Annotated in this window: 16 protein-coding genes and 1 tRNA gene; 7 read left to right on the top strand and 10 right to left on the bottom strand. The window is 32.0% G+C overall.

Going from position 1 to position 21,511, the window contains the following annotated elements:
- Positions 1-7: 7 nt before the first annotated feature.
- Positions 8-2,038: a ComEC/Rec2 family competence protein gene (locus B2989_RS09420; RefSeq protein WP_292947762.1), complete on the top strand. Its 2,031-nt coding sequence runs from the start codon at positions 8-10 to the stop codon at positions 2,036-2,038.
- Positions 2,039-2,045: 7 nt separating this feature from the next.
- Here the strand turns inward: B2989_RS09420 and B2989_RS09425 are convergent, their stop codons facing one another.
- The 3 genes from B2989_RS09425 to B2989_RS09435 all read right to left on the bottom strand — a co-directional run bounded on the left by B2989_RS09425 (position 2,046) and on the right by B2989_RS09435 (position 6,499).
- The gene (locus B2989_RS09425) at positions 2,046-2,594 is read right to left on the bottom strand and encodes a thioredoxin family protein (RefSeq protein WP_292947765.1); all 549 of its coding nucleotides are present in this window, start codon (positions 2,592-2,594) and stop codon (positions 2,046-2,048) included.
- A gap of 107 nt (positions 2,595-2,701) precedes the next feature.
- A complete protein-coding gene (locus tag B2989_RS09430) occupies positions 2,702-4,291 on the bottom strand; it encodes a peptide MFS transporter (protein ID WP_145003742.1) in 1,590 nt (529 codons plus the stop codon).
- 24 nt (positions 4,292-4,315) lie between these two features.
- Positions 4,316-6,499 carry a S9 family peptidase gene (locus B2989_RS09435; RefSeq protein ID WP_292947773.1) on the bottom strand — a complete coding sequence of 728 codons (2,184 nt, stop codon included), beginning with the start codon at positions 6,497-6,499 and terminating at the stop codon, positions 4,316-4,318.
- 147 nt (positions 6,500-6,646) lie between these two features.
- Between B2989_RS09435 and B2989_RS09440 the strand changes: the two genes are divergently transcribed.
- The gene (locus B2989_RS09440) at positions 6,647-7,945 is read left to right on the top strand and encodes a hydroxymethylglutaryl-CoA reductase, degradative (protein ID WP_292947776.1); all 1,299 of its coding nucleotides are present in this window, start codon (positions 6,647-6,649) and stop codon (positions 7,943-7,945) included.
- Positions 7,945-8,850 (top strand): GYDIA family GHMP kinase, encoded by a 906-nt coding sequence (locus B2989_RS09445; protein WP_292947779.1) that lies wholly within the window; start codon positions 7,945-7,947, stop codon positions 8,848-8,850. The genes B2989_RS09440 and B2989_RS09445 overlap by 1 nt, the downstream gene beginning before the upstream one ends.
- A gap of 65 nt (positions 8,851-8,915) precedes the next feature.
- Here B2989_RS09445 and B2989_RS09450 read toward each other — a convergent pair whose 3' ends face one another.
- The 7 genes from B2989_RS09450 to B2989_RS09480 all read right to left on the bottom strand — a co-directional run bounded on the left by B2989_RS09450 (position 8,916) and on the right by B2989_RS09480 (position 16,659).
- The gene (locus B2989_RS09450; protein WP_292947782.1) at positions 8,916-11,057 is read right to left on the bottom strand and encodes a peptidylprolyl isomerase; all 2,142 of its coding nucleotides are present in this window, start codon (positions 11,055-11,057) and stop codon (positions 8,916-8,918) included.
- A 133-nt stretch (positions 11,058-11,190) separates the two neighbouring features.
- Positions 11,191-12,480, bottom strand: coding sequence for a hemolysin family protein (locus B2989_RS09455; RefSeq protein ID WP_292947785.1), 1,290 nt, complete (start codon positions 12,478-12,480; stop codon positions 11,191-11,193).
- Positions 12,481-12,666 (bottom strand): hypothetical protein, encoded by a 186-nt coding sequence (locus B2989_RS09460; RefSeq protein ID WP_028283348.1) that lies wholly within the window; start codon positions 12,664-12,666, stop codon positions 12,481-12,483.
- 61 nt (positions 12,667-12,727) lie between these two features.
- A complete protein-coding gene (gene lptC, locus B2989_RS09465) occupies positions 12,728-13,282 on the bottom strand; it encodes an LPS export ABC transporter periplasmic protein LptC (protein WP_292947792.1) in 555 nt (184 codons plus the stop codon).
- Positions 13,282-14,619, bottom strand: coding sequence for a hypothetical protein (locus tag B2989_RS09470; RefSeq protein ID WP_292947795.1), 1,338 nt, complete (start codon positions 14,617-14,619; stop codon positions 13,282-13,284). Before B2989_RS09470 ends, lptC begins: the two co-directional genes overlap by 1 nt.
- Positions 14,620-14,638: 19 nt before the next feature.
- Complete coding sequence (locus B2989_RS09475) at positions 14,639-15,931, bottom strand: hypothetical protein (RefSeq protein ID WP_292947798.1); 1,293 nt, start codon at positions 15,929-15,931, stop codon at positions 14,639-14,641.
- Positions 15,928-16,659 carry a type III pantothenate kinase gene (locus B2989_RS09480; RefSeq protein ID WP_292947801.1) on the bottom strand — a complete coding sequence of 244 codons (732 nt, stop codon included), beginning with the start codon at positions 16,657-16,659 and terminating at the stop codon, positions 15,928-15,930. The genes B2989_RS09475 and B2989_RS09480 overlap by 4 nt, the downstream gene beginning before the upstream one ends.
- A gap of 188 nt (positions 16,660-16,847) precedes the next feature.
- Between B2989_RS09480 and B2989_RS09485 the strand changes: the two genes are divergently transcribed.
- The 4 genes from B2989_RS09485 to B2989_RS09500 all read left to right on the top strand — a co-directional run bounded on the left by B2989_RS09485 (position 16,848) and on the right by B2989_RS09500 (position 21,422).
- Positions 16,848-16,923 (top strand) — tRNA-Phe (locus B2989_RS09485).
- Between the two features lie 127 nt (positions 16,924-17,050).
- Positions 17,051-17,524 (top strand): nucleoside deaminase, encoded by a 474-nt coding sequence (locus tag B2989_RS09490; RefSeq protein WP_145003773.1) that lies wholly within the window; start codon positions 17,051-17,053, stop codon positions 17,522-17,524.
- Between the two features lie 171 nt (positions 17,525-17,695).
- The gene (locus tag B2989_RS09495; protein WP_292947806.1) at positions 17,696-19,105 is read left to right on the top strand and encodes an FAD binding domain-containing protein; all 1,410 of its coding nucleotides are present in this window, start codon (positions 17,696-17,698) and stop codon (positions 19,103-19,105) included.
- Positions 19,098-21,422 carry a xanthine dehydrogenase molybdopterin binding subunit gene (locus B2989_RS09500; protein WP_292947809.1) on the top strand — a complete coding sequence of 775 codons (2,325 nt, stop codon included), beginning with the start codon at positions 19,098-19,100 and terminating at the stop codon, positions 21,420-21,422. The genes B2989_RS09495 and B2989_RS09500 overlap by 8 nt, the downstream gene beginning before the upstream one ends.
- Positions 21,423-21,511 lie beyond the last annotated feature (89 nt).

Below are 21,511 nucleotides of genomic sequence, written 5' to 3' on the forward strand. Positions count from 1 at the left end.
TTGAAGTATGAAATTGCTTCATTTTTCAATTATAAAATTTACAATTTGCTTAATACTTGGTATAGTACTTTCTAAGATACTAAGTATTTCGGTACTTTATAGCTGGTTTATAACTATAAGTCTTACAGCGCTTTCCGTTATTTTATATTTTATTTTCAAAAAGAAAAGTAACCACATTTATCTTTTTGGCACTATTATCTACTTAACTTTTGTTGCATTTGGTCTTTTTATATCTAATAGTAACGAAGATTTAAATAAAACCAATCACTTTAGTAATTATATAAGTAAAGATACCTCCACTACTACTACAGCTTTTAGGATTAGAGAATTATTAAAACCTAATGCTTATAGTCAGCGTTATTATATTGACTTGCTTCAAATAAATAACAATAACGTTATAGGTAAAGCTTTGCTAAACGTTAAAAAAGACAGTCTACAATCTTTATTACCAATAGATGCTATTTACACGACTGCCATACCATTGGTAGACGTTAAAAAGCCTTTAAATCCCGATCAATTTAGCTATAAAAATTATTTAGAAAAACAGCAAGTACACTTTCAGCTGTATGCTGATCACACCAATATACTACAACTTCAAAATAAAACACATACCCTATTTGGATATGCAGCTAAATTAAGATATCACATAAATAGCAAATTAGATAAGTATCAATATACAAATGACCAGCTATCCATTATTAATGCCTTAATATTAGGGCAAAGACAAAATATAACAAAAGCAGTTTATGACAATTACACTAATGCAGGTGCCATACACATATTGGCAGTTTCTGGGTTACATGTTGGTATAATATTATTAATACTAAATTTGGTATTCAAACCTGTAGAACGTTTAAAAAACGGGAAGTTTTATAAAACCATAATACTCGTTATTTTATTATGGACCTATGCTTTAATTGCAGGTGGTTCTGCATCTATTATAAGAGCAACAACGATGTTTAGTATTGTTGCTATAGGTATTAACTTAAAACGTCCGACAAACATCTACAACACCTTAGCTGTTTCTGTTTTTATTTTACTATTAATTAAACCTAATTTTTTATTTGATGTTGGTTTTCAGTTAAGTTATGCTGCAGTAATAGCAATCGTTAGTTTTCAGCCTATATTAGAAAAACTTTGGACACCTAAATACAAAATTGTAACGCTGTTATGGCAAACTTTAACAGTAACTGTTTCTGCTCAATTTGGAATTATTCCTATAAGTCTATATTATTTCCATCAATTTCCTAGTTTGTTTTGGCTATCCAATCTAATTGTAATTCCATTTTTAAGTATCATATTAGGTTTGGGTTTACTAGTAATAACATTAGCACTATTTGGTTTACCTAAAACATTTTTATCAGACACTTTTGGAATGGTTATCAATTGGATGAATTCCTTTTTTGAATGGATTTCTAGTCAGGAAGATTTTTTAATAATTGATATTCCGTTTACCATCGCTCAAGTCATTGTATCCTATATTTTTATATTTTGCCTTTATGCACTTTACCATTATAAGAATTATAGGTGGTTACAACTAACCTTAATTTCGGTCTTGGTTTTACAATTATCCTATACCATTGTCCAATTTAATAATAAAAGCAATCAATTTATTGTATTTCATAAAAGTAGAAACACACTATTAGGTAAAAAACATAACAATCAATTAGCAACCTTTTCTACATTAAAAACAGCAGAAACAAATTCTATAATTAGAAGCTATGCAGTCAAAAACGCATTACAAACATCAGCTTCAAAACCTGTAACTAACCTATACAAACTGGACAACAAACATGTATTAGTTATTGATAGTTTGTCCATATTTAATGTCAAAGGAATAACAATAGATTATGTTGTATTAACACAATCTCCAAAATTAAACCTAGAGCGATTAATTGACAGCTTAAAACCAAAGGTTATAATAGCAGATGGAAATAATTATAGATCGTATGTAAATCGATGGGAAGCCACTTGTTTAAAACAAAAACTCCCGTTTTACCATACAGGTAAAACAGGAGCTTATATTATAAACTATTAAATACGGTTTAATTGTTTTTAAAGGTTGCTTTAAAGGCTTTGTAATAGGCATCAAAATCTGCTTGAGTTTTCATGTCTTTATGTTTATTAGATTGAAACATTTTTAAATACAACTCTAAAGCTTGTGGTGTTTGATATCCTGTAATTGGTGATATTAGCTGTGCATCTTCATCAAAAAACAGCAACGTTGGATAAGCTCTAATCCCTAAACCACGTGAAAGCTCGTGACTAGAATTTCTAGTTTTAGCTTTAGCTGGATTGTAACTCGGGTTTTTATATGTTTTTCCTTTAAAGGTGATTTCTTCATTTCCCTCAGCATTAAACTTCACAGCATAATAATACTTATTTACATACGCAATTAGGTCTTTATTAGTAAAAGTTCTAGCATCCAAAAGTTTACATGGACCACACCAAGCTGTGTAAGCATCCATCATTATTTTTCTAGGTTCTTTTTTTTGAAGCTCAACAGCTTCTTCAAGTGTTACCCAGTTAATTTTGTCTTGTGCAAAACTACTAACTGTTAATAACAATGTTAGGGCTAAAAATATGTTTTTCATTGTATTTATTTTATATCTTTTATAGTCGCAAATAGTGTTCCAAATTTACAAAAAAATAAAACGCCTCAAATATGAGGCGTTTATTTTAATAATATATTAAGTGTTAATTATTGTACACCATGCATCATACGCTTAATCTTACCATTTAATAAAAGCATAATTACACCTGCTCCTATTGGAATTAAAGTAAAGATTAAGAAGAATGTTGATAAACCGTAATCTTCCATAATTGGATCCATGTAACTTGCTGTCCAACCTCCAATTACACCAGCCAAGAAGTTTGCAATAAACCAAATACCAAACATCATACTTACTAGTTTTACAGGAGCTAATTTACTAACATAACTTAATCCTACTGGAGATACACAAAGCTCTCCTAAAGTATGCAATAAGAAAGCAATAATTAACCAAATCATACTAACTGAAGCTGATTTTGCGCCATCTGGGATTCCTGAAGCTCCATATGCTAATGCAGCAAAACCTACTCCTACAAGAATTAACCCTAAAGCAAATTTGATTGGTCCTGATGGGTTGTATTTGCTTTCCCATATTTTAGAAAATACTGGTGCAAATAATATAATGAATAATGAATTTAATACAGAGAACCATGATGCTGCAACTTCAGTAGCTTCAGATGTAAACTCTCTATATAACATCCAAATAACAATCACCCAAATAATTAAAAAACTAAATCCTAAGAAAAAATTTGATAAGGCATACTTTTTAAAAGTTTGCTTAAATAGCATTCCTAAAACCCATGTTAAAACAAATAAAGGTACTAATGTAATAATTGAATTAACAATATTAAAAACCGTTGCAGACTCTCCACTTAAAGCACGATCTGTATAATCTGCTGCAAAAATGGTCATAGATCCACCTGCTTGCTCAAATGCCCACCAAAAGAATACTGTAAACAAAGCAAAAATACCAATTACAGTCAAACGGTCTTTGGTAACTTTAGACGACTTAGCATCGTCAATAACATCTTCTACATCATCTCCAATCGCTTCCATTGAATGTTCTAATGTATCGTCAAGGTCTTCACTATTATTTGGAGATAATCCAATGTTACCAAATATTTTTTGTGCAAAGTAAAATTGTAACATTCCAAAAAACATAAATACACCAGCTAATCCAAATCCATAATGCCATCCTATTTTCTCACCTATGTAACCACATAAAAGAATACCTAAAAATGCTCCTGCATTAATTCCCATGTAAAAAATGGTGTAACCAGCATCTTTCTCTTTTCCTTGACCTTTATATAATTGACCAACAATTGAAGAAATATTTGGCTTAAATAAACCGTTCCCTAAAATAAGAAAGACTAATCCAATGTAAAAAAACATATCTGTTAATCCCTCTAAAGCCATAGCAGCATGTCCTAAAGTCATTATTAAAGCACCAATAACAACGGACTTTCTAAAACCTAAAAATTTATCAGCTAAATAACCACCAATTATTGGTGTTAAATAAACCAATCCAATATACCATCCATACATTAAGGTTGCATCTTCACGCTCCCAACCCCATCCTCCTTCAAGGATTGACTTTGTTAAAAACAGTACTAGTAAAGCACGCATCCCATAATAGGAGAATCGTTCCCACATTTCAGTAAAAAAGAGTACAAATAATCCAGACGGATGACCTAAAACGGTCTTTTGATTGGTTTCTGAACCTCCAAATTTAAATTCCATAAGTTATAATATTAGTTAGTTTAATTAAAGTTTATCGCCTAAAGTGCGATTGATAAAGTTTGTCATTTTTGTATATAAATGCAATCTTGTATTACCTCCATAAATACCATGATTTTTGTCTGGATATATCATCCATTCAAACTGCTTATTAGCTTGTACTAAAGCTTCAACCATGCGCATTGTATTTTGTACGTGTACGTTATCGTCTCCTGTTCCATGTATTAATAAAAAGTCTCCTTCTAATTTATCTACATGATTTATTGGTGAGTTGTTATCGTAACCACTTGCGTTTTCTTGTGGTGTTGTCATATAACGCTCTGTATAAATAGAGTCATAAAACCTCCAACTAGTTACAGGTGCTACAGCTATTGCCATTTTAAACACATCGTTTCCTTTAAATAACGCATTACTTGACATAAATCCACCATAGGACCATCCCCAAATTCCCATTCTGCTAGAATCAACATATGCTCGAGCTCCTAGTAATTTTGCTGCTTCAATTTGATCTTCTACTTCAAATTTACCTAATTCATTTTGAGTTACTTTTTTAAAATCTGCACCTTTTAAACCTGTTCCTCTTCCATCAACACAAGCTATAATATAACCTTGTTGCGCCAACATTTGATACCAATAGTCATTTGCGCTATGCCATTTATTAGCCACTTGTTGAGATCCTGGACCTGAATATTGAAACATAAACAATGGATATTGTTTATTAGCATCAAAATTGGCTGGCTTAATCATCCACATGTTTAAGTCGTTTCCGTTTACAGAAATAGTAGAAAACTCTTTTTCAGATATTGTATAAGCCTTTAAAGTTTCCTTTAAATCTTTATTATCTTTTATGGTTTTTAAAACTTTTCCTGTACTAGCATCATTTAAAGTATATAAATATGGCGTTGTCGCACTTGAAAAAGTATTGATAAAGTAAGTGAAGTTAGCACTAAAGTCTGCATTATTTGTGCCTTCGTTTTGTGTTAATCTTCTTTTTTGAGTTCCGTTTAATTTAATAGAATAAACGTCTCTGTTAATACTACCGTTTTCTACTGACTGATAAAAAATACGATCTGAAGCACTATCATAACCATAATACTCCGTCACTTCCCAATTACCTTTTGTAATCTGGTTAATTAATTTTCCTTTTTTGCTATAATGATACACATGATTATAACCATCTTTTTCGCTAGTCCAAATAAAAGTCTTATCCTTTAAAAACGTTAGATTGTCTGTAATATCTATATAAGCTTTATCCTTTTCTTCAACAACCAAATACGCTTCGTTTTGACTAGCATCAATCATCCATAAATCTAATTCGTTTTGATGACGATTCATATAAATAGCACTTAACATATTAGCGTCATGAGACCATTTAATTCTAGGGATATAAAAGTCGTTGTAAGTTTTATTTACTTTTACTTCTTCCAATTTATTTTTATCTAAATCATAAAGATGTAAGGACACTACAGCATTACGTTCTCCTGCTTTTGGATATTTAAAAACGGTTTGTGTTTGATATAAATCCTTACCGTAAACGTCCATAGAAAACTCAGGCACATCACTTTCGTCAAATCTTATAAATGCTATTTTGTTACTATCTGCATTCCAATCAAATGCTCTAACAAAACCAAATTCTTCCTCATAAACCCAATCCGTAATACCATTAATAATTTTATTTTTTTTGCCATCAAAAGTCAATTGTGTAACGTTATTAGTCTCTAAGTTTTTAACGTATAAATTATTTTGATAACCGTAGGCTACTTTTTTACCGTCTGGAGAAAAAGTTGGTTCTTGTATTTTATGGTTTGCGACACTATGGATAGACTTTTCTGACACATCATACACCACATATTTACCTAATGAAGAACGTCTAAAAATAGATTCTTCGTCAAAAGCTAAAAGTATTTTATTTTCATCCTCGCTAAAGGTATAATCAGAAAAATATTTTAAATCTAAATCCTTAGAGCTAACTAACGTTTTAACCTTTTCTAAAGTCTTATAGTCGTAAATATCGATTGTAGTTGTACCACTTGCGCGATCAAAGTTTAAAACCGAATATTGTTGACCATTATTCATAGAGTGTAAGGCGTCTAAACCTTCTGTTCTAAAGGCACCACTCCATATTTCATCAAGTGTAAATTCCTTATTTTGAGCAGTTAAAAATGTACTTGCCAAAAAGCAGAATAGGGAAAGGATTCTTAAAATCTTCATTTAAAATTAATTATTTAATAATAGGATGTCAAGTTTACTAAAAAATACCCAAAAAACCGCCAACATTAACAGATAAATCAGCAATATTACACGTACTACTATAATTTGAAAGTGTATATAGTATCTTTGCATTTCAAAAATAATAACATGAGCACACTCGTTTCTGGATTTTCTAAATTATCAAAAGCTGAAAAGATTAATTGGCTAATTAAAAATCACCTGTCAGCCTATAAAGATGCTGAGACCATCCTAAAGCAATATTGGAATAGCGATCAAAAGCTACAACAGTTGCATGACGAGTTTATAGAAAACACAATAACTAATTATTTTTTACCCTTTGGAATTGCACCAAATTTTGTTATTAATGACAAGATTTACACCATACCAATGACAATTGAAGAAAGCTCTGTAGTTGCTGCTGCTAGTAAATCTGCAAAATTCTGGCAAACCAGAGGTGGATTTAAAGCTACCGTTTTATCTACTACTAAAATTGGTCAAGTCCACTTTACATATTCCGGAAGTTATAGTGATTTAAAAAACTATTTTGACACTATAAAACAGCAACTTATAACTGACACCAAATCCATTACTAAAAATATGGAAAAACGTGGTGGTGGTATTTTAGATATTGAATTAAGAGATAAAACCAGCGATTTAGATAATTACTATCAGCTGCATGCTACTTTTGAAACCTTAGATGCAATGGGAGCGAATTTTATAAACTCTTGCTTAGAACAATTTGCTAAAACATTTAAAAATGAAGCTGATCATCACTTACAACAGCCTATAAATATTGTCATGAGTATTTTATCTAATTACGTACCTGAGTGCTTAGTTAGAGCTGAAGTAAGTTGTAAAATTGAAGCTTTAGCTGAAAAAGACATAGATCCAAATACATTTGCTGAAAAATTTGTACAAGCAGTTAATATTGCAGAAATCGAACCTTACAGAGCTGTTACCCACAACAAAGGTATCATGAATGGGATTGATGCTGTTGTGTTGGCTACAGGTAATGATTTTAGAGCTGTAGAAGCTGGTGTACATGCCTACGCTGCAAAAGATGGAAAATATAGCAGCTTAACGCATGCTAAAATTGAAGATGGCATCTTTACTTTTTGGATGGAAATACCCTTAGCTTTAGGTACTGTTGGCGGTTTAACAAGCTTACATCCTTTAGTCAAACTAGCATTACAAATTTTATACAAACCTACTGCAAAACAATTAATGCAAATTGTAGCTGTTGCAGGATTAGCGCAAAATTTTGCGGCTTTAAGAAGCTTAACCACAACTGGCATACAAGAAGGACACATGAAAATGCATTTAATGAATATATTAAATCAGTTTGAAGCAACACCTTCTGAAAAAGAGCAGATTGTAAATCACTTTAAAACTAACGTAGTTACACATAGTGCTGTTGTAAAAGCTATTGAAAAACTAAGACAATAATGCAAACCTTTTATAGTCACGGAAAATTATTACTTACTGCAGAGTATGTTGTACTTGATGGCGCTAAAGCGTTAGCTGTTCCCACTAAATTTGGTCAACAATTAACAGTGCAGTCTATTGATGAACCTCAAATTATATGGACAAGTTTGGACCACAACAACGCCATTTGGTTTGAAGATATATTTAGTTTAAATGAAATTAAAGACGGTTACCTTTCTCGTAATCCTATCTCTGATAGGCTAATTCAAATCCTAAAGGCTATAAAGCAGTTAAACCCTGAATTTTTAACTTGTAAAACAGGTTTTAAAATAACTACAATACTTGAGTTTCCTAAAAATTGGGGATTGGGCACATCGTCTACTTTAATAAATAATTTAGCGCAATGGGCTAACGTAGATCCATACCAATTATTAAACTTAACCTTTGGAGGTAGTGGTTATGATATTGCTTGTGCACAAAATAGCAAAGCTATAGTTTATCAATTAACAAACAACCTACCTGTAATAAATACATTAGACTTTAAACCTGACTTTTTTGAAAACTTATATTTTATTCATTTAAATAAAAAACAAAATAGTCGTGATGGTATTGCACATTATAAAGCTAACAAACACGACTTAGCAAATACAATAAAAGCTATTAATGCCATAACAGTTAATGTTATTAAAAGCGAAACACTAGAAGACTTAAAAAATTTAATAGAACAGCACGAAACCATTATAAGTACTATAACAAATCAAACTAAAGTTAAGGATACCCTTTTTAGCGATTTTGATGGTAGTATTAAAAGTTTGGGTGCTTGGGGAGGCGATTTTATTTTAGTCGCAAGTACAACTAATCCAACAGACTATTTTAAAGCTAAAGGTTTTAATACTATATTAAAATATAAAGACATGGTCTTATAAAAATAAGGCATAAAAAAGCCTCTTAATAATTTAAGAGGCTTTTTTAATATGTAAACTATAGTTGTTTATTGTACTGTTTTAGCTCTAAAATCTTCAATCTCTGCAGACTCTTTTAAAGCACTGTATAATCTAGTTTGTACTGCACTTAACTTTTGTGCACTTACTTGATTAGCAAATGGTAAATAGTTTTCTAATTCTACAGCTGGTGTCTTTTTAGTAACCTGTACCATAAACACACCTGTGTTTCCTTTTATTAATTTAGAAGCTACACCTTCTTTTAATCCAAAAGCAGTACCTACAACCATTGGCTCTTTTCCTGCTCCCGCAATTGTTGGGTTTTTCATGTTTATTGCTGAAGATGATTTAACCGTTTGGCTTTCTGCTGCAGCAAAATCTGCTAATGTTGAAGCGTTAACTCTGTCCATTATCATTTTAGCTTTTTTCTCTTTTCTAATTGCTGGCAATGCAGTAACTGAAGCATCTTCAACACTCATTAATCCTTTCTCCTGCTTACCAGTTAATTGTGCAATTACAATTCCTCCTGGTACGTTATCAAAACGCTTGTAGTCTCCAACTGCAGTTGCATCTTCAAAAGCCCAACGTACAATTTGACGTTGATTTCCTAATCCAGGAATACTTTCGTCTAACTCGTTAGCTGTCATTGGACGTACTTCGTAGTTTGCATTTTTAGCCACTTCTGCAAAGTTTCCTTTAGCAATTGCTAATTCAAAATTAGATGCATCAGCAAATATTTTGTCTTCTGTTTTAGAAGAAGGCTCTATTTTTCTAGCAATTGTTGCTAATTTAGCAGCAGTTTCAACATTTTTCTTATCGTCTACTCTAATAATATGGTAACCAAACTTTGTTAAAACAACGTCTATACTTCCAGTTTCATTAAAAAATAAGAAATTAGCAAAGTCAGGGTCAAAACTTGCAGGATTATAAGTTGTTAATCTTGTCCAACCAATACTTCCGTCTTTACCTTTAGTTCCGTCAGAGTTAATTTCATTTGCTACTTCTGCAAATTTAGTTTTATCATTTTTTACTAAAGGAAAGATACTATCGATCATTGCTTTAGCTTCTTCTTTAGTTCTAGTAACATCAGCTGCTGCTCTTGTTGTTCCAACAAAAGGAATTACAATATGGCTAGACTCGATTGAATCTGCTAATTTTTTATAATCTAAAACTTTAGTTACTTTATAATAGTTACCGTCTTTATATGGACCGTAAGTTTTTCCAGCTTCTAAATTAAAGATGGTGTCTGCAATTGTTGCTGGTAAGCTAGATTTGTATTGGTACTTGTCTACAAACTTTAAATCATCAGAGTTACTGTTTACAAAACCTTCTACATCTTTAGTATTAACAAAACCTAATTTGTTATCTGTAGCTTTAGTCGCTTCGTTATAAACCTCTTTATCTTTAAGTAAACCGTTAAGTTCATTTTTGATTTCGTTTTCATCTTCTAAAGAGGCAACTTCTTTAAAAAACACATATTGAAAATTTCTATTAGCTTCAGTTTGATAAGCTTTTTGATTTTTGTTTATGTAGTTTTTAATATCTGATTGCGATACGTTAACTTCTGTGTCTGGAATAGATGTGTAAGGAACTTGTACATAATTGATATCAACTTTTTCTCCTTCTAACTTATGCTCTAACTGTCCTTCTGCTAATGTTGCAGTAGTACCAGCTTTAACCATGTTAAAGTAGTTAGATTGTAAAGCATTTGTAGCTAAAGATTGCTCTGTTGATAACCAATTTTGGTAAGCTTCAGCTGAAGAGCTTTTTAAATTATCTATAAACAACTTTAATTTAGAATCATCAAAAACACCATCTTCGTTTAAAAATGTAGGATCTGTTCCGTAAGATGTTTTAATAAGGTCACGCATCTGCTCAGACTCCACAGTCATTCCTAATTTTTCAATTTGACCATTCATTACTGCTTCTCTCACTTTAGTCTCAAACACACTATTCATGACTTGACTAGTTGTTGCATTTGGTCCCATTTGTCTTTGTTGAAACTCTACAAGGTTAGAAAACTCTTCTCTTGAAATGTCTTGACCATTGATTGTTGCTACAACATCTGGAGATTTAGAAAATAATGCATCTTTATTATCAAATAAACTTGATAAAATAAAAGCGAATAACGCTAATGCAATAACTAAGATTAATACAACCGTTTTTTGTCTAATTTTATTTAAAATTGCCATTTTTTGTGATAAATTTTGTGAAATATAGTGGGCGAAAATACCATTTTCTATTCAATAATAAAAGCACTTTATTATAATAAATATATTAATTAAAAATACTGTTAGTAAAATAGTTAGTATTTATCTTAAAATATTAGTCTTCTTCTTTAATTTGAAGTTCTACTAAGTCAATTTTGGTGTTTGAAACTTCTAAGATTTTAAAGTTGAATTTTTCTGTCGAAACAACTTCATTTTGCTGCGGAATCTCCTCGGTATGATCTACAATTAGACCTCCTAAGGTTTCGTAGTTTTCTCCTACTGGTAAATTTAACTTGTACGTTTCGTTTAGATAATCTACTTCTATCCTTGCTGAAAAAACATAGGTTGTTGCATCCTTTTGTTCTTCAATTAAGTCAATAGTATCATGCTCATCTTCTATTTCTCCAAACAACTCTTCAACAATATCCTCCACTGTCATTATACCAGAAGTTCCACCATACTCGTCCACTACTACAGCTATACTTTTACGTTTTTTAATTAAAACGTTAAGTATATCTTTAACTAACATCGTTTCCGGAACTAACTCTATTGGCATAATCATAGAACCAATATTTTTTGGCTTTTTAAATAAGTCAAAAGAATGTACATAGCCTAAAACATCGTCTATAGTTTCTTTATATATCAATATTTTAGAACATCCTGTCTCAGTAAACAATGCGCTAAGGTCTTGGATTGTATCTTGAAGCTCTAAGGCTATAATCTCTGTACGAGGTACCATAACCTCTCTTGCTTTAACTTCTGAAAACTCTAAAGCATTTTGAAAAATTTGAATTTCGGAATCTATATCTTCATGTTCTTCGATGCTTTCCATCTGCTCACTAATATAGTGACCTAACTCAACTTTTGTAAATGCTAATTGTACTTGGTCGCCTTCTGTTTTAAAGAATTTTTTTAAAACCACATCACTGATCCAAATAACAAAGTCGGACACCCAACTAAACATCACATAAAAAATATAAGCTGGAAAGGCTAATACTTTTAATAGTGTATTAGAATATATCTGAAAAAATACTTTTGGTAAAAACTCGGCAGTAAATAAAATTAATAACGTGGATAATATGGTTTGAGACAATAAACTTAAATCTACTAACATGTAGGAGGCCAATGCATTGTCTGTTGGCAACATACTTTGAAACCAACCCATAAGCAAATCACCCATAAAAAAACCATAAATAACCAATGCTATATTGTTACCTATAAGCATTGTTGCAATAAATTTTGATGGTTTAGCTGTTATTTTAGATAAAATTTTAGCTAAAAAACCATCTTGCTTTTTTTCTATTTCAATATGGATTTTATTGGACGATACATATGCGATCTCCATTCCTGAAAAAAAAGCTGATAATAATAAGCACGTAACAATTATAAGTATTGAGCTAAGCATCTACTTACGATCTTGATTTTCGAACTTTTTATTAAATCTTTTTTTGAAAAAGAACATAAACACTGCTGTTACACCTAATAAAAGAGACATATATGCTCTAGTTTCTCCCCAACTTGCAATTGCATCGTAAAGAAAAAGTACTGCAAATACTAAATAAGCGTATTGAAAAAATTTAAAAGTTTTCATTTAAATATAAATTGATAAGTAAAGATACTAAAAAAGTATTCTTTTTATTAGAAAGGAAATATTATTCTTGAACAGCAAATTGACCTGTAACACCTAAAACTTCTGCTTTTTTGAAGTCTCTGTCAGAATCAAATCCCATTCCGCTAGTTACATATCCTTTGGCTCTGTATGTTGCTGGCAGATTAGTAAATAACCATTGTTTACTTTGATCGTAGTATAATTGCTCTGCAAACAAGGTGTCATTTGTTGAAGTAGCTGCAATAACATGACCTCTTAAATCAATAAGATTGGTGTTGTCATAAAGTATTGCGTAATCTGATATAATAGTAGTCTTAGCTCGGTTTTTATCATACAAATGCAAAACAACACCTTCTGGAAACTCTGAATAAGAAAAAGCCCTATTACTAAAATCATACATTTTAGGACTAACTAAATTTGCTGCTAGACGACCTGAGTCTGTATATTTAACATTAATACTATCCGATACACCTACTGGATCATTAGCAGACATACCCATTTTTTTTACATCGTCTAAATTGTTTTTACATGCAAAAAACAAAGTCATAGCTAATGCTATGACTGAGTTTTTTAATATATGTAATTTAATGTTTTGCATTATAGGTTTGGTACTGTTACACTTCTACCTATCCAACATCCAATTTTAATACTTTGACCAGCATTACCTTCAGCAAATATTTCTGATTTAGTAGGTGCTTTAGCGTTGTAGCTTTCTACATATTTAGATCCTGCTCCACCAGCTTTAGCAGCTTCGTTAGCAGCTAACCAGAACACAGCTCTTTTGTTAAAGTTTGTATCACCACAACTGTTTGCACTACTTGCATACATTGATGCTATCTGTAAGTGAGGGTTTTTGTTAGATGGGTTAAGATTTAAAGACTCTTGGTAATATTGTCTTGCCTTACCATAACTTCCACTCTTTTTAAAGTCTGAAGCAGCTTTGTAATATAATTTAGCCTTTTTAAATGGATCTGTTTCTAGGTCCATAGTTTGGTCTAAATACTTTTGCTCTCCTGTAATAACATATAAGTAGTAAGATGTACTAGCATCTGGTTGTACTGTGTTTTTTTGCTTTACAATAGTTACAAACATTGGATCTTCTTTACATCCTTTTTCGTATAACTTGTTCATTGCACGTTGTAACCAAACTGCATTTGTTTTGTTTGCTTCGTAATTTTTTTGGTATAACGGAATTAAGTTTTCACAGTTTGCTCTATCTCCTAATTCTTTATCAACACCAAGTTGTACATTATCAAAAGCATCAACCATTGCGCTATAATATGTTTTGTATTGACCTTCTTTTTTAGTTAAAGCCACACCAGAATCTTCCTTATTGATTAACTCATTAAGTTTTTTAGCGTTAAATGCAGTTTCTTCTTCAATTTTTTCGGCAACATCATCATACTTATCAAATAAGTCTTGTGCAGTTTTGTTTCCAGAATCATATAAGCTAACCATTAACTTAAAGTAAACATATAAACTCTTAGCACTTTTAAAGCTATCCTTGTCTGCTTTATACGCAGCATCAAAACAATTAAAAACATCTTGATCTGTTAAACCTAAAGCTTCTTTGTTATCATACTTTAGTTGACATTGCTCTGCTTGATACTCTCCAACAGGAGAAATACTTGCAAAGTTTGCCATTCTCTCGTCAAACATTAAAATTAAATCATTTACATAACCTAATTTTTCTGCTCCAGTAGATTTTTTTATGTAGTGACTTAATATTTTTTCTCCATACACGTAAATCGCTTTGTTATATTTTGGACAGTCTTTTCTTAACTCCATAAAATATGGGTAAGCAGCTTCGTAATTTTTAGCTTTTGAAGCTTCAGTCATTAAGGACAACTTAGTCATACATTCTTGCTCATCTTGAGCAAATCCGACTGACAGACCCAAAAACAGGGCTATTAATAAAGTGATTTTAGTTTTCATAATCTTTAATTTTATGCTGTTAGTTATATTTCTTTTTATTAAACCATCTATCATTTAGTGATAAACTTAATTGGAAGTTAACAAAGTTTTCTTTTACTAAGTTAGCAGTGGTTGTACCTCTTTGTCCAAACTCTACTCCTAAATTAGCATTAGAGAACCAAACTCCAACTGGTATTCCTACTCCAAAAGACATGCCAAACTCTTTTATCGACTCATCATTTATAATTAACCCTGTATTTTCAAAACGCATACCTGCACGATAAGTAACTCTTTTCCAACCGCTTGAAAACGAATTGTACTCAGGAATATAAAATCCTCCTAAAGATAATTTTGATGCATCTTCAAACGTTGCTCCAACATTATCATACAAAGGATTAAAAAATTCACTTGTATTTTGTGAAGTATATTCTAAACCAGCAAACCACTTTCTAGGCTGACCAATACCAGATCCAATAGTAAATTTAGAAGGCAAAGTTAATTCTGTTTCTTTTAAATTAGTTGCAGATAAGTCTACATCAATTTGATTTGTTAAACCAGAAGAGACATCAATTGTAGATATTGAGCGTTGGTTTTGAGACGTCAATTTAATCTCTGGTGTATAAGTCATAGATCCTTGATACTCTAATTTAGGCGAAATCATTTTTTGGTAATGCACTCCTAAATTAAAATTTAAACCACTTAAATCTGATCTATTACTCTCTTCTGAGTAATATTGTAGTGGCTCATCAGCGTCATTATACAATACATTAATTGTATTGTTTTGGATGTTACCAAAATCATAATCCATCTGTACACCTACACTAAGACTTTTGTTAACTTGATATCCTAAAGCTAAAAAAGCCTTATTTAGACCTCCTTCTCCTGCATATCTGTAATCAACCATATCATTGGCATTACGAGTTTCTAACTCATACCCAACAGAGGAATAAGGTAGTAGTCCAAAACCAAAACCAAATTTCCCTACAGGAAAAGCTAAAGCTAAATAATCAAAAGTAGTACTTGTAGCACTATCACTTCCATTATCAGATTTTAGATCAGTAGTTGTATGGCTTCCTCCAACTGTAAATTTTACTGGTCTTGTTTCATTATTAAAAGTTGCAAGATTGTTACCACCATAAGTTGATGGATTTGAAAAATTAATATGAATACTATCTTTGTAAACACCTAACCCTCCCATGCTACGATTTTCAACCGATCCTTTAAATTTTAAGCTTCCTATACCATAAAAAGAATATGGTGAAGCTGTTCCCTCCTGTCCGTAACTTTGAATTGCAAAAACTGCAATAAAAACTAATACAAGTTTTTTTATCATCCGTTTGTGTTGTATTGTAATATGAAATTCAAACCTTCTAAAAGAAAATTTGAGTTGGCAAATATGCTACTTTTTAATTGTTTAGACAAAAAATTAGTATCTCCTCCTGTTAAAATTATTGTTAAATCTGAATAATCAGCACTATAACGTTCTATTATTCCATCTATTTCACTTAAAACACCATAAACTATTCCGCTATTTATTGCGTTTATTGTCGAGTTTCCTATAAAATGTTCCGGAAACTGTGTTTCTAACAATGGTAATTTAGCGGTTTGATTATGTAATGCTTTATAACGCATTCTTATTCCCGGAGAAATTGAACCTCCCAAATAATCATTTGTATTAGTTATAAAATCATACGTAATACAAGTACCTGCATCAATTATTAAAACATTTTTATTAGCAAATTGTTGCACAGAGGCACAAACTAATGCTATTCTATCAATGCCTAATGTTTTTGGAGTCGCATACAGATTATTGAATGGTAAAGGCGTTTCATGACTTAATACCAATAAAATAAAATGTAGGTTCAAATAATTAACAACAGCTTGATCTATAACACCAACCGATGATATAATTGCTAAATGCAATTGGTTATAAGACTTTCTTAATTCTTTTATACCATCTAAAACTTCTGACTGCTCAACAATAACAACAGTTATCATGTTGTTTTTATCAAATACAGCTAGTTTAGTTCGGGTATTTCCTACATCTACTACTAAATTCATTCTACATTTAAAAATGGTAAATCTACAAAACCATTGTATTAAAAAGTATTAATAATATTATAATATTGAAATTGAGACAAATAAGCCTTCAAAAGAAACAAAAGTAAAAAAACATTGTAATTTTTTTGATTTTTTGTTTGGTAGTTCTAAAATTGAAACTATATTTGCACTCGCAATTTATTGCTACTGGTGCCTTAGCTCAGTTGGTAGAGCAAAGGACTGAAAATCCTTGTGTCCCTGGTTCGATTCCTGGAGGCACCACCACTAAAAACCCGATTCATCTGAATCGGGTTTTTTGGTTTTAAGAACTAACCAAAGATTAATAATTCACTATAAAAAAGTAGTATATTAGCTAATGCTACTTTTTTCAACTTAAAAAATTAAAAATAGTATGAGTAATAAAGATCAATTTATGAAAGAAGCTGTAAACGCAGCTTTAAAAGGAATGAACAACAACGAAGGTGGACCATTTGGTTGCGTAGTTGTTAAAGACGGAAAAATTGTAGGACGCGGAAACAACAAAGTAACTTCTACCAACGATCCAACTGCACATGCAGAAGTTACTGCTATTAGAGATGCTTGTAAAAATCTAGACTCGTTTCAATTAGACGGTTGTGAGATTTACACCTCTTGCGAGCCTTGCCCAATGTGTTTAGGCGCAATTTACTGGGCTAGACCAGACAAAGTATATTACGGAAGTAATCAAGTAGATGCTGCAAATATTGGTTTTGATGACGAATTTATTTACAAAGAAATCCCATTACCATACGCAGAAAGAAGCATCCCATTTGAGCAATTAGCTCGCGAAATAGCGTTAGAGCCTTTTCAAGAATGGACTAAAAAAATTGATAAAACTGAATACTAAATAAACAATGACGTCAGTTCGAGTGTTTCGACTTTTTGTCGAAATGTATCGAGAACATTTTCAAAAAAGAGCTTCTCGATACAAAATTCCGAAAAGGGAATTTCACTCGAAGTGACGACCTCATTACATTTTTAATTCATTTATAATTAAAAATCAATTAAAACAAACCACATGATAACCTTCATCCTAAATAACAAAACCATTAAAACCTCGGAACATTCCGGAACCACTTTATTGGATTTTGTGCGTTATCAACAACGTTTAACAGGAACAAAAATTGGTTGTCGTGAAGGGGATTGTGGTGCATGTACCCTTTTAGTAGGAACACACAATGGTAACACCATGGAATACCAAAGTATTACCTCGTGTATTTCGCCTTTAGGAAATGCACATGGCAAACATATTGTTACAATTGAAGGCACAAATCTTAAAGACAAATTAACCACAGCTCAAGAAGCCATGAAAGCAAATTACGCCACACAATGTGGATTTTGCACACCTGGTTTTGTGGTTGCCTTAACAGGATTTGCATTATCAAATTCCGATAAAAATTACACAAATGCAATTGACGCTATAAGCGGAAACATTTGCAGGTGCACAGGATATAAAGCAATTGAAAAAGCAGCACATCAAGTTGTAAAAAAACTAAACAACAACACAAACACCACGTTTGACTGGTTAATTGAAAATCAATTTATTCCTGAATATTATAAAAGCATTCCACAACGTTTAAAAGACATTGAAACTAAAGATTTAGAGCAACCAAAAGGAAAATATGTTTCTGGAGGAACCGATTTATACGTCCAACAAGCGGATAATTTAGCAGATAATGATGTACATCTAATTGCCGAAAAAGACTATTTAAAAGGAATAACAATTGAAAACGGTATTTGCACGATCGGAACCAATGCTACAGTTTCAGATTTATGGAATCATAAAAAACTAAACACCCTGTTACCTAATTTAAGAAAACACTTAAAATTAGTTTCTTCAGAACAAATTAGAAACATGGCGTCGCTTGGAGGCAATCTAGTTAATGCCTCTCCTATTGGAGACATGACTATCTTTTTCCTTTCGCTTAATAGTAATATTACAATATTAAATACAGAAGAAAAAGAACGCACAATTGCTCTTAAAAACTTTTACAAAGGGTATAAAACTTACGATTTAAAAGAGGAAGAACTTTTAAAAAGTATTCAATTTAAGTTACCATCAAAACAGTCGTATTTCAACTTTGAAAAGGTTTGTAAACGGACGCATTTGGATATTGCCAGTGTCAATTCTGCAATACATATTACGATTGAAAACAATGTTATATTGGAAGCACATGTATCTATTGGAGGTGTTGCTGCAATTCCAAAATACTTGCACGAAACCTCAGCCTTTTTAGTTAATAAGTCTTTGACTTTAGACACTATAATTGAAGCTAATCAAATACTTCAAAAAGAAGTCAGTCCAATTAGCGATGTGCGTGGCACAAGCGACTATAAGCGTTTGTTGGCTAGGCAATTATTCTTTGCTCATTTTACTACCTTGTTCTCGGAGCAATTCACCTTAAAAGATTTTATTCAACATGCATAAAAACACAGACAATAAAATCCTAGATACAAAACTAGACGCTGTTTCAGTTTCACTAAAAAAAAGCATCAAAAACTTAGACTCGTACACGCATGTTCGTGGAGAATCGTTGTATGTTGACGATGTTAATATTAGACAAGGTACATTTCATGCAGTCGTATTTGATTCGCCAAAAGCACACGGTAAAATAAAACGTATTGATTATTCAAAAGCTGAAGCTTTGGAAGGTGTCGCACGCATTTTTACTTATAAAGACATTCCTGGCGAAAATGAAATTGGTGGTATAATTCCTGACGAACCTTTATTTGCAGAACACGATGTCCATTTCTGGGGAATGCCAATTGCATTAATTGTTGCCGAATCAGAATTTATTGCAAGAAAAGCACGTAGTTTAATTGATATTGAAATAGAAGACTTACCGGTAATTACAACTGCTAAAGAAGCCAAAGCAAAAGGCAGTTTTATTAATGCGCCACGCTCTTTTAGTCTTGGTGATACTGAAAAAGCATTTGCAGACTGTGACTATGTTTTTGAAGGTGAAACATTTTCTAACGGACAAGAACACTTATATATTGAAGCACAAGGTGCTTACGCAGAACCACAAGAAAACGGAAACATAAAAGTAACTTCCTCCACCCAAGGACCAACAGCTGTGCAAAAAACAATTGCTAAAGTGTTAGGCATTGCGATGCATAAAATTGAAGTTGATGTAACACGACTTGGAGGCGGATTTGGCGGTAAAGAAGATCAAGCAACACCTTGGGCTGTAATGGCTGCTTTGGCTGCGCACCACTTAAATCAGTCCGTAAAACTGATATTAAATCGTCATGATGATTTACGCATGACAGGAAAACGCCATCCTTATGAAAGCACATATAAAATTGGACTTTCAAAAGACCTAAAAATACTAGCATATCAAACCGAGTTTTTACAAAATTCTGGTGCAGCAGCAGATTTATCTCCTGCAATTGCAGAGCGCACTTTGTTTCATGCCACTAACAGTTATTACATACCTAATGTAACAACAAAAGTGTTGAGTTGTAAAACCAACTTGCCTCCAAACACAGCCTTTAGAGGTTTTGGTGGACCACAAGGCATGTTTGTAATCGAGTCTGCTATTGCAAAAGCTGCTAGCCAAATTGGAGTTTCGGCTAGAACAATTCAAGAAATTAATTTATTAGATGAAAACGACACGTTTTCTTATGGACAAATTGCAAAAAAAGTAGAAGCCAAAAACACATGGCATTCTGCTAAAAACATATTTAATATTGAAGTCTTAGAACAAGAGGTTGAAAATTTCAATAAAAACAATACAAGTTTCAAAAAAGGAATAGCGTTTATGCCTATTACTTTTGGTATTTCGTTTACAAACACACCAATGAATCATGCACGTGCTTTGGTTCATATTTATTTAGACGGAAGCGTTGGTATTAGTACTGCTGCTGTAGAAATGGGACAAGGTGTTAACACCAAAATGATGCAAATTGCTGCAGATGTGTTTTCTATTCCTATTGAAAAAATTAAAATAGAAACAACTAATACAACGCGTGTTGCCAATACGTCGCCTTCTGCTGCCAGTTCTACCGCAGATTTAAACGGAAAAGCAACCTTAATGGCGTGTAACGCTTTAGTTGAAAGATTAAAAATTGTGGCTTCGGAAGACTTAGAAGTTTCAGAAATAGATATTACTTTACAAGAAGAATCTGTTTATGTCAATAACAAAAAATCCGATTTAACTTGGACCGAATTAGTAAGCAAAGCCATGTTAAAACGTGTTGCTTTAACTGAAAACGCACATTATGCGACTCCAGAAATTCACTTTGATAAAACTAAAGAAAAAGGACATCCGTTTGCGTATCACGTTTACGGAACCGCAATTACAACAACAACTATAGATTGTATGCGTGGTACTTATGATTTTGACAGTGTAAAAATTGTACATGACTACGGAAAAAGCATGAGCGAAGGTATTGATTTAGGTCAAGTAGAAGGCGCTTTAATACAAGGTATTGGCTGGATGACCATGGAAGAGATTGCTTATAATAAAGAAGGAAAATTATTGTCTAACGCACTATCCACCTATAAAATTCCAGATATTTTTTCTGTACCAAAAACAGTAGAGGTTATTCCTGTGGAAACGGAAGGAAACGACATGGCTATTTTAAAATCTAAAGCTGTGGGAGAGCCTCCTTTAATGTATGGGATTGGTGCTTATTTTGCACTTCAAAATGCCATAAAAGCTTTTAATCCAAACTACGACTTGCAATTTCATGCACCAATGACACCTGAAAAGGTATTAACTGGTTTATACCAAAAATAATTAAGCCTTATCGCACTACATTACAAAACACAAAACATCCTTAAAGGTGCACTAATTTATAGTGCAGGAGACACAATAGCAGCTTTAAT

The sequence above is a fragment of the Olleya sp. UBA1516 genome, assembly GCF_002323495.1.
Lineage (GTDB): Bacteria > Bacteroidota > Bacteroidia > Flavobacteriales > Flavobacteriaceae > Olleya.

Coding starts and splice junctions, on each gene's coding strand:
- B2989_RS09420 (WP_292947762.1), top strand. CDS start 8: ATGAAATTGCTTCATTTTTCAATTATAAAATTTACAATTTGCTTAATA.
- B2989_RS09425 (WP_292947765.1), bottom strand. CDS start 2,594: ATGAAAAACATATTTTTAGCCCTAACATTGTTATTAACAGTTAGTAGT.
- B2989_RS09430 (WP_145003742.1), bottom strand. CDS start 4,291: ATGGAATTTAAATTTGGAGGTTCAGAAACCAATCAAAAGACCGTTTTA.
- B2989_RS09435 (WP_292947773.1), bottom strand. CDS start 6,499: ATGAAGATTTTAAGAATCCTTTCCCTATTCTGCTTTTTGGCAAGTACA.
- B2989_RS09440 (WP_292947776.1), top strand. CDS start 6,647: ATGAGCACACTCGTTTCTGGATTTTCTAAATTATCAAAAGCTGAAAAG.
- B2989_RS09445 (WP_292947779.1), top strand. CDS start 7,945: ATGCAAACCTTTTATAGTCACGGAAAATTATTACTTACTGCAGAGTAT.
- B2989_RS09450 (WP_292947782.1), bottom strand. CDS start 11,057: ATGGCAATTTTAAATAAAATTAGACAAAAAACGGTTGTATTAATCTTA.
- B2989_RS09455 (WP_292947785.1), bottom strand. CDS start 12,480: ATGCTTAGCTCAATACTTATAATTGTTACGTGCTTATTATTATCAGCT.
- B2989_RS09460 (WP_028283348.1), bottom strand. CDS start 12,666: ATGAAAACTTTTAAATTTTTTCAATACGCTTATTTAGTATTTGCAGTA.
- lptC (WP_292947792.1), bottom strand. CDS start 13,282: ATGCAAAACATTAAATTACATATATTAAAAAACTCAGTCATAGCATTA.
- B2989_RS09470 (WP_292947795.1), bottom strand. CDS start 14,619: ATGAAAACTAAAATCACTTTATTAATAGCCCTGTTTTTGGGTCTGTCA.
- B2989_RS09475 (WP_292947798.1), bottom strand. CDS start 15,931: ATGATAAAAAAACTTGTATTAGTTTTTATTGCAGTTTTTGCAATTCAA.
- B2989_RS09480 (WP_292947801.1), bottom strand. CDS start 16,659: ATGAATTTAGTAGTAGATGTAGGAAATACCCGAACTAAACTAGCTGTA.
- B2989_RS09490 (WP_145003773.1), top strand. CDS start 17,051: ATGAGTAATAAAGATCAATTTATGAAAGAAGCTGTAAACGCAGCTTTA.
- B2989_RS09495 (WP_292947806.1), top strand. CDS start 17,696: ATGATAACCTTCATCCTAAATAACAAAACCATTAAAACCTCGGAACAT.
- B2989_RS09500 (WP_292947809.1), top strand. CDS start 19,098: ATGCATAAAAACACAGACAATAAAATCCTAGATACAAAACTAGACGCT.